This window comes from Enterobacter cloacae complex sp. 2024EL-00227 (assembly GCF_043945315.1).
Taxonomy (GTDB): Bacteria; Pseudomonadota; Gammaproteobacteria; order Enterobacterales; family Enterobacteriaceae; genus Enterobacter; species Enterobacter roggenkampii.
The window spans coordinates 148,975-162,577 of sequence record NZ_JBIMQP010000012.1 but is presented as its reverse complement, the minus strand read 5'-3'; the positions used below and the strand labels follow the sequence as shown (position 1 = coordinate 162,577).

Genomic DNA, 13,603 nt, shown 5'->3' with positions numbered 1-13,603 from the left:
GCTTCGGCTTCGCGGAGAATACTGATGATCTGTTCGTCGGAAAAACGCTTCTTCATGGGGATGTCCTCATGTGGCTTATGAAGACATTACTAACATCGGGGTGTACTAATCAACGGGGAGCAGGTCACGCGCACCTGAAAGCCGAGCAGAAATAACGTCGATATAACTAAACCAGGGGCATGCCCTGGTTTAGTTATTTTCTTCGGACTCAAAAGAACGCAACAGCGCACTCGCTTTGCCATAGCTGAATTTTGTGCCGTAATGATGGTAAGCATGAGGAGTCAGTGTATTGCATGTTACTATGTTGCTCGGATTAACAATCCCGACGTACTGAGTTATTGTTGTCTCATCTATTATCCAAAATTGCATTACTCAAGATTTTTACGATGTCCCTGTCCGGGAGCTAGAGCGATGGAGCTAGGTATTAAGCAAGCACAGCCTTGACATTTAGAGATAATTTTGAACAAACGAAGACCTCCTTGTACTATACCGACAAAACATTGTACTCACTACGGACAACAAACATGAGTGAGCAAATAATGACCCTCAAGGATGTCGCGTCGTACCTCAAGCTCAACGAGCGTACTGTCTATCACATGGCCACAGCAGCAAAGATACCTGCGTTCAAAGCAGGCATCTCGTAACATTTTAAGAAAGAAGAGATAGATACCTGGATAGCGCAGCATCACAACCAAATATCAAGTAAAAATGAGATCTAACCATGCTAGGACTGAAGTTACGTGAGGAATTTTCTGGTCGTCGTATCAAAGGAACGATGATCGAAATGCATAACCGGAATGGCACTGGTGCGCTCGATAAGTCTGCAAGTGAATTTCTGAAAATCACTTATCCCTCAATCGACATGCTCAAGACTGTGGAAGCTGTACAAGCTGGCCGGGCTGAGCCTGTTGTAATTATCGGTGCGCGGGGCCAAGGTAAATCACACCTTATGGCCGCACTGTCACATATGCATCAGGATAAGGATGCAACAGTAAACTGGTTAAATGACTGGTCTACCCGACTGAAAAATCCAGACATTGCTGACCTTAAGTTACAGTATGGCATGCATGTCATTACCGAAAGCTTGCATTTGCAACGCTATAAGCATATATGGGATGTTCTGTTCGACCAGCATCCACACGGCAACATCATCAAAGCCAAGTGGGAAGTGCACGGTACCGAGGTGCCGAGTTATGATCTGATTCTGGAAATGGCAGAGAATAAACCATTCATCCTTATTCTGGATGAATTCCAGACGTGGTTTGAAGGCTTAACTAACTCCAACCAGTTCAAACGCAAGACCTGGGCATTTAACTTCATCCAAATCCTATCTGAAATATCTGAAAAGCACCCTGAGCTTCTGACGCTTGTGGTATCTGTGCGCGAAGGTAACTCCGACGCGGCACAGCAGCTGTTCCGCGTAAACCCAGTGCGGATCGATTTTAAAGGGCCAGAAGCCAAAAGAGACAGACAGCGCTTGTTGCTCTATCGGATTTTCGAAAACAGGATGAACATCCCAGAGTCCGACATTGCCTCTCTGATTAAAACCCACGTGGATGAATTTCTGCGTCTAAGTCATATCTCAGGCTCTGAGCATGAAAAACACAGACTGCAATTCATTGAGGCTTGGCCATACTCGCCAAGGCTTCTGCAATTGCTGGATGATCAGGTGCTTATCGCAACCGAAACTCAAGAGACACGTGATCTCTTGCGTATTCTGGTGGATGTCTTTAAGGAGTCAGGTGACGACACGGCCATACTCACACCAGCGAATTTCAGCTTAACCAGTGAAAAATCAGGCGTTACCTCACTACTGGATTCGGTAGCAAGTCAGCTGCATAGGGATTTGCGTGAGAATGCACTGCGCAATCTTGAAGCTGTTAAAAACGGGGTACCTACTGCTCAGGTGCCGCATCTTGAGTCTATTCTTTCAGCTCTCTGGCTTCGTTCTTTGTCATTGGAAAATCATGCCGGTGCTGAACCGTCAGAATTGCAGCTGGATATTACTGAGCGCAAAGCGATAGATGACAACTTGTTTGCCGCCGAGCTTGCAGTAATTGAGGACAACAGCTTCAACATTCACCGCCAAGCCAACCGTTTGGTGTTCAAGAATGAGGTGAATCCACAGGCCAAGCTGTTAGCACATGCTAAAAACGACAAGCTCTTTCAAAAGGATGAAGATGTAGAACATCTTGCCAAAGAGATTCGTTATGCCCTAGTTGGAGAGGGCAATCAGTCGAGTATCTATCGAACTATTGTATTGAAGAAACAGTGGCGCACTGCGCCATGGTCGGACATTGAAGAAAAAGACCATCCTCAGCATTGGGATAACCGTATTCCAGTGATTGTTATGCCCAAAGCATCGCTGGGCAACAAAGAGCTGGGTGAATGGCTGAAGATCCATGTGGCCAAAGCAAGAAACACCGTGCGCTTTCTACTGCCACGTGTGGGTACTGGCGATATTTTTTACGACAAGTCTATGCTGGTATTAGCACGTGCAGTTTATCTCGCAAGCGATTGGAAAAACTCAGAGCGTGAGTACGCTCAATTGCATCTGAAGTACCAGAAGGAACTGCGTGAGCAGTTGCAATCCCGCTTTGATCGTTTTGCAGTCTTGGTAGTGTGGAATTTCGCAGACCCATCTCAATGCGATTTTGAGATTTCACAGCACGGCGCAGAAGGGTTACAGATCCTCGAAAAACTGGATGAGAAAATCCGCAGCGAGCTGTTTATTCCCGAAGAATTCGACACTATGCTGCTTGATGCCGCAACGAATAGCCGCAGCGTGGCTGACCTCATCGACCAGCTGAAAGAGCCAGCCCCAAAAGGTGCAGAAAGCATTCCTTGGCTGGGTGAAACAGCCGTTAAAGAGCGCATTGGCCGAGCTTGTGCAGAAGGCAAAATTGCTATTAATGCCAAAGGCAGTCTGTACGAGAAAAAGCCCTCAGAAACCACAGAAGATGCTTGGTTGCGAGTACGTGGAAAACTGGGCAGCGGTAAAGATTTGGAAGATACAACACTGCACCTGCCCGGAGGCTCTGTAGGCTCAGGCGGTTCAATCCCTGTCCAGCCTGTTCCCGGCATGCCAGAAGAATTCACTACCGGTGGGGTTAACGAGCTACCCGTAGGCTCAGGCAATAGCAGCACTGCATCCGGAGCCACACCAACACCAGGATCGCTTTTCGCTGTTTCAAGTGGGGGGATCGTTGCTCACCACAGTGCGCAAAATACCTCGACACTGAGCCTGCTCGGCAAGCTTGAGCAATGGGGAATTAAAAAAGGCAGTAAGGTGAAGGACGTTAAATTATTCACCTCACAGCTCACTGGAGCGCAATTAGAGCATCTGCTGAAAAACTTACCGGATGGTGTTACTTACTCTCTTGATCTGGATAAAGAACAATAATCGACGAGCGAAAGCATATGGATAAGTCACTGATCGCTGATATACACCGACTGCCCGCACAGGAAGTATGGCCGAAAATTTTTTCGGCTCTCTGGCCCCTGTTTGCGGAACCTATCAGACAGGATCTGGCGGATGCAAAAACAACCGAACGGGACAGAGCTATCAAACCATTGGATGATGTGTTGGCAGGCAGTGCATGGGATTTGTGGGCGTCATTCGAGAGTGCATCACCAAAAACAGCAGATGCACTGAAAGCATTCTGGCAACGTCATACAACACCGAAAGCCATCCTGATTCTCGATGCGTTATCGCTCCGCGAAGCGCCATGGATAATCGAAGGTGCGCAGCGGCGGGGCTACACCATTCACAGTGCCGGCGCCACAGCCTCTGAGCTACCAGGTGATACCACGCCGTTTGCCAGAGCAATGGGGTTTGGACAGCGTACTAAATTGCAAAACAACCAGGGGCATAGTGCTGCGTTCCCTGAGGCCTTCACAGAATCCACCGACCTGCCATGGGTAGATTGTGCATCCCTGATCAAGGTTGATCCCAACATTATCTTCTGGCATCACTGGCCTGATGAACGTATGCACCACCTGGCTGAACAGGGGGCTGGTTACCGGGTGTTGGCTAAAGAAGCCGCAGCTGTATTAATTGGCGATGAATTCTGGGCTTTCATCGACAAACTTGCCACAGGCCGTCGTCTGGTTATTACTGCTGACCATGGGTATTCAAACCCTGCGTTGTTTCCTGATGTTTACCCGGAAGATCAAAAAGCCTATCTAAAAGGGCAATTTAAGTCTGGCCGTAATAACGAAATAAAAGACGCAAAAACCGAACAACATTGGGTTCCGCCATTATCTCAGGTACTGACGACGCAACATGGCAACTGGAACATTGTGCTGGGCCGCAAAAAATGGCGTTCACAAGGCGGCTACCCAAGCCTTGCCCATGGTGGGCTGAGCCTGCTAGAAGTGGCTGTACCCTTTATCGAACTGTCGAAACCGAATAATTAATGGTCAGCATTCTTTGCTGGCCTTTGGATAAGTAATTTTATGGCATCTAACAAAACGAAAGCACAACTGACAGAAGAATTGGTGGCAGAAGCCGTTAGTGCCGGTAAAAAAGCACAACTGGAATCGGTCGATTTTTCTGACCCCAATCGCCCTTTAACCTGTCTTGAAATTGATTTTCCGATTCTGCCAATTAACCAAATTGCGCAGATTGAAGGTAATGCGGGCAAACCAATCTATCAGATGAGTAAGTGGTGGGCACGTCGCCGTTCCAGTGTATTCCGCTCTATGTTGATTGCGGCTGCTACCAAAGCGCCCGATGAACCATCAGAATCTGCTAAATTAGTTTGGGACAACTATTACGCCAATCACCAGAACAACCAAGCGTTCAGAAAATTGAAAGTGGCTGATATTTTCATGGGAGGCGGTACTACATTGGTGGAAGGTGCTCGGCTCGGCATGCAGATGACCGGCAACGATCTCAACCCGGTTGCCTGGCTGGTTGTAAAGAACGAATTAGCTGATGTCGATCTGGATGAGGTGAACAAGCTATTTGATCACGTCGAACATGAAGTAAAACCCCAGATCATGCCGTTTTACGCCTGTGAAGGCCCTGATGGCGAAAAAGGCAAATGGACACAGCGTTCTACAGGCAAAGTCATGGGCAATGATTTTGATCCACTGGCTCTGACACCTGAAGAGCGCAAAGATTACGCATACGAAGGCCCGGAGGTCATTTATACCTTCTGGGCTAAGCACGGCCCTTGTGCTGCCCCCGGATGCGGTCACCGTACTCCATTGATGACATCCCCAGTGGTAGCGGTCAAATCTCTATCGGTTAAAACTTGGCAAGATGTCGAATGCCAACACTGTGGATCAAGCTTTGATATTGAGCGCCATGAAGCCCGCATGGCTCCTAATGTTCCGCTGGTCGTAACCGATTCAGAAGCTCCTTACGCCATCATGGACAGTGTTGGCAACTACCAATGCCCTCATTGCCAGCATCCGTATCGCGATGAAGCTGCGGCGCAAAAAGGCGAATCCCCGCATTTACTTAAGAAGATAAGTAAAAATAAAAAGATTGATTTGTCTCTCCTTGTTCATCCTGATTGGCTGAAAGGTTCTTCAAATGCTGACGATACAGGAATATTTGGCGGCACCTCCTTAAGCGAAGTTGAAGCAACGCAGCGTTGGAATCTACATAGAACAAAAACACTGAAACTGCTTGAAGTGCGGGGTAAATTGCCTGAAGAAATTATTTGTCCGGATTCAGGTTTGGTAATAAACACTCAGCAAGGCACCATTCCTAAGAAATCTAATTTCACTTGTCAGGAAAGCACTTGTGGTCGTCAGCAAGATGTACTCGACAGCATCAAAGCTTCTGGACAAACAGGCCCAATGGCTGCTTACGTATTGCAGTGTTATTCACCTGGTCGTGATGCAACAGGTGCACCTTATAATGGCCGCTACTTTGCTCCATCAGACAGCAATGCTGCCAAGCGACAAAATTTGGCAGTATCTGAGTGGCAAAAAAGGAAAAACTCGGATTTGCGAGGTTATTGGCCCGAGTCTGAATTGCCTTATGGATTTATGACACACCACTTGCAAGGCGGCGTTCCCAATCATGGTTTTACACACTGGAACACCATGTTTAACCCGCTTCAGCTTCTTATTCATGCACAGATTCTCAAGGCTATCGATACATCTTATGGATTCAGTGACACCAGTAAAGAAATAGTTTTGGGTGCATTTCAGCAGTATCTGCGCAATCAGAATATGTTTTGCTTTTGGAATAACAATGCAGACAAAATGGAGCCGATGTTTAGCAATAATAACTATCACCCTAAATCCACTGTAATTGAGAATTCAGTGTTTTCTAATTTAGGGAGAGGGAATTGGGCATCATGCAGAGCAAACACTCTGAAAGGTCTAGAATGGTGCAAACAGCCATGGGAAACCGTATCTAACGAGATGCTGAGCAATATGTCCGACGACATCGGCAAATTGGTCAGCGGGAAAAGCTCCAAAACCATGCCAAATGACCCTGTGTTACCGGGTACCTTAGTAACCTGTGGTTCATCGACGGAATTAAAACAGTATGTTGATCAATCGTATGATCTCGTAATTACTGATCCACCATTTGGTGGTCTACTGCACTACGCTGAGTTAGCTGATTTCTTCTATGTGTGGCTACGTCTGTTGTTGAAAGATAAATACCCTGAGGTTTACGCAGGGGAATACACGCCAAAAACGCTGGAAGCTGTTTCTAACAGAGCGCGCCATCCCGATGATCCAGATGCGTTCTATAAGCGTCTGCTGACCGAATGTTGGCGGGAGGCGAATCGTCTGTTGAAACCGGGGGGCATTTTGGCTTTTACCTTCCATCACAGCGAAGATGAGCCATGGGTTGATGTGTTAGAAAGCTTGTTCGACGCTGGCTATTACCTGGAAGCAACCTATCCTATTCGCAGCGATGAAACCAAGGGGAAAGGTGAGTTTGGCTCCAAGACTATTGAATACGACATCATCCATGTATGCCGCAAGCGTACTGAAGCCCCCAGCAAAATCAGCTGGGCGCGCCTGCGTCGCAAGATTCTCGCCGATGTGCGTCAGCTACAAGGCTTGTTAGAACATCACCAGTCAAAAGGTTTGCCAGTAGCAGATATTCAGGTCATCAAGCGCGGTAAAGCTTTGGAATATTTCTCACGCCACTATGGCCAGGTGTATGTTGAGGAAGGCCGTGAATTCACGGTTAACGAAGCGTTGGTAGGGATTAACCAAATCCTAGATGACCAATCAGAATCAGAATCGGGCGGTACCCCGGTAGTGTGTGAGCCAAACACCCGCCAATTTCTGCGTATTTTTGCACGCCAACCCTCAGTAGAACGCGATCAGATGCAGAAATTCCTACGCGGTAGTGGTATAGCGCCTTCTACTTTTGTCGCTTTGGGCTGGGCCACTGAAACCACTCGTCCAAAGGCATTTCATTGGCGCTCGCCACTAGAATTCGCGCAAGAACGAATGGCCAGCAATCGCAGTGTGAGCCGTGATTTCGATCAGGCAATGTTGCTTGTTGGTGCCTGTTACCCGGAAAGCGGCATCAACACCAAGAAAATTCTGAATGAAGACTTTAAGCCTCACCCCGCATTAGGAAACCTATTGGATTGGCTTGTTCACAACGGAGCCGACTCTTCTATGCGCAATGCCTGTACTTTGGCAAGGCAATTGTTTAATAGATGGGAAGCAGATCATCAGCAGATTATGCAGGCACAAATATCATTGTTTGGTATGGAAGATGAACTATGAGCGATGTTCTGACCAACGATAAATGGAAACGACGCGGTATCTCAGTGCTCTGGTGTGGCAAAACTTTGGCTGAACTAAATGCTGCTAGCCAAGTTATCAGCCTTCGTCAATTCATCAGCTACTACGAAGCGGGCTGGCCGGATGATATGCCACTGCTAAATGATGATGGCTTATACGTCGCAGGGTTAGACGTAGCAGTAGACGCTTTATCGCCAGGAGATGCACTGGAATGGCTAGAGTCAGAGATTTACGAAATGATCTACGACTTCCAGAACCATGCTGATGCGGCATTGATTTTCTGGATGCCAGATCAGGGCCGCTGGAAGGAAGATCTGACCACCAGTACCTACCACTGGTGCCTGGCTGGTAAATACGATGCTCAGTTGTTTCCGTTAGGGCAATGCATCTGGAACGGTGCACAGAAAGATGTGCGCCGTATTGAATCCTCCTCTGGTGGAAAAACTAACGAATGGCTGGGTTTATACCTAGAGCGGATCAGTTAATAGGGGTAGCCATGAATTTTCAACCCGGTGAACGTGTCAGTCATTATGAATTTGGCCTGGGTGTTGTTATCTCAGTTGCGGGCGGTTACGCCCGTGTCTTTTTTCCCCAAGGTGAGCGGCAGGTGCCTTTCAGCACCTTGGTGGCAGCACTCAGTCATAATGAGCGCGTGGTGGCCAGTATTGGCAAACATGCGGATAGCGACACGAAAGCGTGGCTTTCCTGGAAGGCGCATGAATTGCCGCTTCAGGATTCAGCCAGCTCACTGACTTCGGCCAAGATTGATTTGCTACCCCATCAGGTGGTGCTGACTCATAGGGTTGCCTGTGCGAGCCCGCGTCGTTTTCTGATTGCCGATGAAGTCGGGTTAGGAAAAACTATTGAAACCGCATTGGTTCTGAGGGAGTTGGCCAGCCGTGGTGAGCTGAACCGGGCGTTGATGGTTGTTCCGGCGGGTCTGGTTAACAACTGGCATCGCGAGCTGAATGAAGTTTTCAATTTAAACTTTGAAGTCTTCGGGCACGAAGGCGATGTCAGCGATCGCCGCAGTAATGCGTTTGCGAAGCATAATCTGCTTATTGCCAGTATCGACACCTTAAAGCGCCCGGCGAGAATCAAGAAAATACTCGAGGCACCCCGTTGGGACTTAATCGTTTTTGATGAAGCACATCACTGTACTGCATATAAGCAAGGTGGCAAAACGCGCAAAACCCAGAACTACAAACTGGCGGAAGCCTTGCGCGACCACAGTAGAGATATGATTCTGCTGTCAGCCACACCACACCAGGGCGATCATTTCCGTTTCTGGAAGCTGATTGATTTACTTGACCCCACGTTGTTTTCCAGTGAAACCGAGATGGTGGAAGAACGTCACCGCTTGAATCCGATTATTTTTCGCCGCACCAAAGCCGATGCCTGCAAAGCTGATGGTTCCACGCTGTTCGCTAGGCGCTGGGTTCATACCGAAGCTTTTTCGATGTCAGAGCAAGAGCGCGATTTCTATAACGCCTTGAATGAATACTTGCGCGACGGTTTTGCTCTGGCCAAGAAGCAGGGCGGGAAAGGAACTGCGTTGGGCTTTGTAATGACGATCTTCCAAAAGATTGCAGCATCCAGCTTTGCTGCCGTGCATCGCACCTTGAGGCGACGACTTTTGGCCCTGACTGTTCACGAAGGCTTAATGCACGATGAGAATCTCGATATCGATGCCAGAGACATTGCGTTTAACGAGGCAAAAGCACAAATTCGCGTCGAATTTGATCTTGGTAATGATCGTCTATCTGACCTTGAGATCGACCGCATACTGAATGACATCAAGCGTCGTCTGCTCAAAAAGATTAATGAAGAGCAGTTGGCAGCTGTATCCGATACTTTTTCCGATGAGCTGGAAACTGCCGCCGCTGAAGATGCGGCCATGGATGCTGTGGCTTACGCGCTACCAGAAGAGCGGTTCCGCATTAAAGAACTACTGGGGCTGTTCCCTTCAGCCCGAGAAACTAAAGTAGATAAGCTCATTGGAGCTTTGGGTGTGCTGTGGCAGCAAAACCCAGAGGAACGCATTGTGATATTTGCCACCTATCTGGGTACGGTGGAAATGTTGGGTGAGCAGATTGAAAAGGCATACCCAGGCCAAGGCGTTGTTGTGCTGAAAGGTGGCGATCACGGAAGTAAGCTCGCGGCGGAAAAGCGCTTCAAGCAAGCAAATGGCCCTCGTGTGATGATCTGTACAGCAGCCGGTCGGGAAGGTATCAACCTGCAACATGCACGGGTGCTGTTTAACTTTGACCTGCCGTGGAATCCAATGGATATGGAACAGCGCATTGGCCGTATTCACCGCTATGGGCAGCATGATACGGCACAGGTGTATAACCTCGTTCTGGGTGACACTATTGAAGGCCGCATTTTCCTGCTGCTTGATGAAAAGCTGAAGGAGATTGCCAAGGCGCTTGGCAAAGTGGATGAGAAGGGTCAGGTGGAAGAAGATCTTCGATCACAGATCCTCGGCCAATTATCGGAGCAGGTTAACTATCAGCAACTTTACTCGCAGGCACTGCAAGACCCTGAGCTGAAGCGTACCCGGCTGGAGCTTGAGGCGGCCATGGATAATGCCCGCCATGCCAAGGATGCGGTATTCGAACTATTCCAGGATCTGGATGGTTTCAGTTTGGATGACTATGCACCACTTTCAGATACCGGGAAATCCATAGATGACCTGATCAGGTTTATGCAGAAGGCGTTACCATACGAAGGCGAATCCATTGAGATTCGCGGACAAAAGCAATTTGCATTGGTAAAAGATGGTTTCGAACAAATGCTATTTACCACGGATCGGGAAGAAGCAACCAATTCAGAAAAATTGCATCTGGTTGGTTTGGATCACCCATTGTTTGCAGAACTGCTCGATAAATACCGCAATCTTGATCCTGAATACCTTAGTTTCTATTCCAGTGAGCTGAATTCTGGTGAAACCGTTTCTGTGTGGGAAGTAAGGGCTGCCAACGAAAAAGGACATAACATTCACTCTATCATGAAACTTGCTGTCGATGGAGATGGTAACCGAATACCTCATTTAGAAAAGCAAATAGATACCGTGTTTAAAGCTAAAGGGAAGAACAGCGCTCACGGAGTAGATTCGCATAAAATTGAAGCCGTCTTGGAGCGTGAACTTCATCACCGGAATATAGTGAAACCTGAGCAGTCGTATTCAGCCAAGCTGATCGGTTTAGCATGTGGTTGATTTGATGAAAATCGTTTCGGAACAGCTGGTTACAAAATTGAGCTTTTGTCACCAGTCAGATCCTAACCTATGGACAAAATGGAAATAGCCTGTAATGCGGAGAAAACCTAGCCTAAAGCCATCGCAATCAGTGGTGAAGTTTACGGGTGAAGCGTCACCGGTAGTTTTCTGGCAAGCAAGTATTAATAGTTACCGGAAAAATACTGATTTCTGGAATCCATTCATACTAAAGTTGGTACCAACAAACGAACGATTGATGACGCCATCAAGCACTGGCTTGTGTGCCCTCGGCAACACGCGCCTGCAACGGTTGTCTCGGATGAGCAAAATCTTAGGGTTTTCTCAGCGACCCCTGACGCGCGGGCACGCACATGCGCACGGGGGCGCGGGCGAGCTATACAGTTGAGGGAGGGGCAACCGTAAGCGTGCAATTTTTCAAGCCGGGGATTCAGCTATAGGCTAACGGTAGAATGCGGCTTGTAGAGGGTTGTGCGCACATACCCAGTACAACCGCATTACTTCATGCGCACAAGCCCCGGAGAGCCGCTTGGGATGCGGATTGCTAACATCTTTTGAGGTAAGGCCACACTCTATTTCTAATACGGCGATACATAGTCATCAGGCAATCTCTCTCGGAACCACTCCCATAAAGCATTCAGTTCAGCCACATCAGACACAGCCGCCCATTCCCTCGCAACCCCATCTCTTGCCGCTATCGCATCTGATAGCGCACTGTCTAGGTCTTCATACAATTGTTCGAAAGAGAACCCCAACACATTCAGCGTCTTATGCCCCAGCATATTCTGACGCGTCCACAAAAGTTCAAGTCTGGCCTCTTTCGTACTCGGGCAAGGGTCGCCAAAATCCCCTCTGTCTGTTCTCCAGTCCATATAAGCTTTGTGATGCTTTATCAGGGCAATCTGCGCTAGTTTGGCCTCATTGCTTCTCATGTACTCCGCTTGCTGCAAGACGCGTCTTGTTGCGGGGTCTAGGTCATCGTAACTCATCAAATTTTCCACTCAGATCTAGCTTGCGATAAGGGTAGGTTAGGCCAGCTCTTCCCGCTTAACCAGCGGAACGCTGTAATCTGGACGAATACTCTTGGAACCCGGCATAGCTCGCATCTCTTGCGGGAAGTGCCAAATATTGAAATCCTTATTCGGGAACGTATCGTAATGAAACACATCCCAACCAAGCAGGGCAGCCATCCGCTCAAAGGCAAGCTCTTTAGCCACTGACAGTTCTAACCTTGGATTCAGGTACTTCAAGTACCCGGAGTTCACTGCCCCAGTCAGGATGTCCACAACCTGCAATCCCAGATGGTGCTTAGAGTCGTGCATCGTCACAGACTTAACCAGCTTCTTCATCCCTGCTCTAGCCAGCATATGGTTAGCAACAATGCCCGTCACCTCATCATTCTTTTTGTACTTATCAATTTTCTGGTCAATGATGACTTCAACGTCACTCTTAATCTGCTTAGCAACGTTCTTAACGAGCATTGTGTACGTTTGGTAGAAAGCCAGCTCCCTGTCCGTCTGCCAGTTGTTGTACATATTCTTCACAACGATAATCGAGTGAAAGCAGCATGAGTTCTTGAGCACCATTGCCAGCAGCTCAATGCAGATGTTTGCCTGCCCCGCACTGTTCTTAATCTTCGACCACTTCAACTCACCGACAATGCCGTACTTGTCTTTCAGCTTCTGGACTCGCTCATTGAAGATGTGCAGCGTGTCTTTACGCACACACAGCAAACCAATGCCGTAACAGCGGTCACTCCCTGTCGTACCACTCTCATCACCAAAGGCCACGTATTCCATGCATAATACCCACTATTAATTTAATGGATATTTTATGTCCAACCCAAGCGGCAAGCAATGTCTTGCTTTGTCAGCTTACTGTCACTCGTGCTCAATCTTGTTGGGTATCGTAACTGGGATTTCACTGCCGTACATGAGTGGTGGGTTGAGATAGGCTATACCATGCAAGCACCCTAAGAATCCGAGCAAATACATAATGATACCAATCAACTCCAGTCCGAGCTTGCGGTCTATCCCCGGAATTTCATCAGTGATGCTAACCTTCACCTCTTTGCCAACCAATTGGCTGTACGATGAAACAAAGGACTTGAAGACTTCGGCAGCTCTTGGAGAGTCAATGTTATGTGCCAGTGAATTCCGCAACTTGTTCAATTTATCCAAAGCAGCCCAAACATTTTTGGGGAATTCCATGCCCGGTAAATGAGATCCAAACATAGCATGCACTAGGTTTAGCTTATGGCTAAAGCCGAGCTTAATATTCTCAATCGGGCCGCTATCCCGGCAATGCAATTTCAGAATATCAAAAAGTAATTCCTCAACGAAAAGATGCCCTTTCAGTATGATTGAGGTGGTATCCATACCAACGTGCAGGTGCTTCTCGTACCTTGAGCATCTGGCTTCGTAAATGGCTTTAAGCCCTTCCTGTGCGCGCATCGTGTTCCATCCAGCAGTACCCGTTTTCATGCAGTGTACCAAAGCTATCACATACATGATTCCATACATTTAGCCATTGCAAACCATTAGCCCCGTTGGTGGTAAGACAACAAGCGGAGCCTCTGGCGACTTCATCAGGGTTGTGTCAGTTAGTGAGGCTTATCAGGATGAC

General features: G+C 48.0%; 9 protein-coding genes. 6 read left to right on the top strand and 3 right to left on the bottom strand.

What is annotated here, in order from left to right:
• Positions 1-524: 524 nt before the first annotated feature.
• The 6 genes from ACHH0Z_RS19675 (at position 525) to ACHH0Z_RS19650 (ending at position 10,960) form a co-directional block, all read left to right on the top strand.
• Entirely contained in the window at positions 525-644 is a 120-nt protein-coding gene (locus tag ACHH0Z_RS19675) for a helix-turn-helix domain-containing protein (RefSeq protein ID WP_072050661.1), read from the top strand.
• A gap of 77 nt (positions 645-721) precedes the next feature.
• Positions 722-3,403, top strand: a complete 2,682-nt coding sequence (locus ACHH0Z_RS19670; protein ID WP_045408218.1) for a hypothetical protein — start codon at positions 722-724, stop codon at positions 3,401-3,403.
• A gap of 17 nt (positions 3,404-3,420) precedes the next feature.
• Complete coding sequence (locus ACHH0Z_RS19665; RefSeq protein ID WP_045408212.1) at positions 3,421-4,419, top strand: hypothetical protein; 999 nt, start codon at positions 3,421-3,423, stop codon at positions 4,417-4,419.
• A 39-nt stretch (positions 4,420-4,458) separates the two neighbouring features.
• On the top strand, positions 4,459-7,722 hold the full coding sequence (locus ACHH0Z_RS19660) for a site-specific DNA-methyltransferase (protein WP_045408209.1): 3,264 nt from the start codon (positions 4,459-4,461) through the stop codon (positions 7,720-7,722).
• Positions 7,719-8,225 carry a hypothetical protein gene (locus ACHH0Z_RS19655; RefSeq protein WP_045408207.1) on the top strand — a complete coding sequence of 169 codons (507 nt, stop codon included), beginning with the start codon at positions 7,719-7,721 and terminating at the stop codon, positions 8,223-8,225. Before ACHH0Z_RS19660 ends, ACHH0Z_RS19655 begins: the two co-directional genes overlap by 4 nt.
• Before the next feature lie 11 nt (positions 8,226-8,236).
• Entirely contained in the window at positions 8,237-10,960 is a 2,724-nt protein-coding gene (locus ACHH0Z_RS19650) for a DEAD/DEAH box helicase (protein WP_045408204.1), read from the top strand.
• A 596-nt stretch (positions 10,961-11,556) separates the two neighbouring features.
• Here the strand turns inward: ACHH0Z_RS19650 and ACHH0Z_RS19645 are convergent.
• The 3 genes from ACHH0Z_RS19645 to ACHH0Z_RS19635 form a co-directional block, all read right to left on the bottom strand.
• Entirely contained in the window at positions 11,557-11,967 is a 411-nt protein-coding gene (locus ACHH0Z_RS19645; RefSeq protein ID WP_045408201.1) for a hypothetical protein, read from the bottom strand.
• 39 nt (positions 11,968-12,006) lie between these two features.
• Entirely contained in the window at positions 12,007-12,777 is a 771-nt protein-coding gene (locus ACHH0Z_RS19640) for a DUF3800 domain-containing protein (RefSeq protein ID WP_001547062.1), read from the bottom strand.
• A gap of 81 nt (positions 12,778-12,858) precedes the next feature.
• Positions 12,859-13,461, bottom strand: a complete 603-nt coding sequence (locus ACHH0Z_RS19635) for a hypothetical protein (protein WP_239519671.1) — start codon at positions 13,459-13,461, stop codon at positions 12,859-12,861.
• Positions 13,462-13,603: the final 142 nt, after the last annotated feature.

Excerpts from the sequence above, each read along its gene's own strand:
- ACHH0Z_RS19675 (WP_072050661.1), top strand. The coding sequence starts at position 525 with ATGAGTGAGCAAATAATGACCCTCAAGGATGTCGCGTCGTACCTCAAG.
- ACHH0Z_RS19670 (WP_045408218.1), top strand. The coding sequence starts at position 722 with ATGCTAGGACTGAAGTTACGTGAGGAATTTTCTGGTCGTCGTATCAAA.
- ACHH0Z_RS19665 (WP_045408212.1), top strand. The coding sequence starts at position 3,421 with ATGGATAAGTCACTGATCGCTGATATACACCGACTGCCCGCACAGGAA.
- ACHH0Z_RS19660 (WP_045408209.1), top strand. The coding sequence starts at position 4,459 with ATGGCATCTAACAAAACGAAAGCACAACTGACAGAAGAATTGGTGGCA.
- ACHH0Z_RS19655 (WP_045408207.1), top strand. The coding sequence starts at position 7,719 with ATGAGCGATGTTCTGACCAACGATAAATGGAAACGACGCGGTATCTCA.
- ACHH0Z_RS19650 (WP_045408204.1), top strand. The coding sequence starts at position 8,237 with ATGAATTTTCAACCCGGTGAACGTGTCAGTCATTATGAATTTGGCCTG.
- ACHH0Z_RS19645 (WP_045408201.1), bottom strand. The coding sequence starts at position 11,967 with ATGAGTTACGATGACCTAGACCCCGCAACAAGACGCGTCTTGCAGCAA.
- ACHH0Z_RS19640 (WP_001547062.1), bottom strand. The coding sequence starts at position 12,777 with ATGGAATACGTGGCCTTTGGTGATGAGAGTGGTACGACAGGGAGTGAC.
- ACHH0Z_RS19635 (WP_239519671.1), bottom strand. The coding sequence starts at position 13,461 with ATGAAAACGGGTACTGCTGGATGGAACACGATGCGCGCACAGGAAGGG.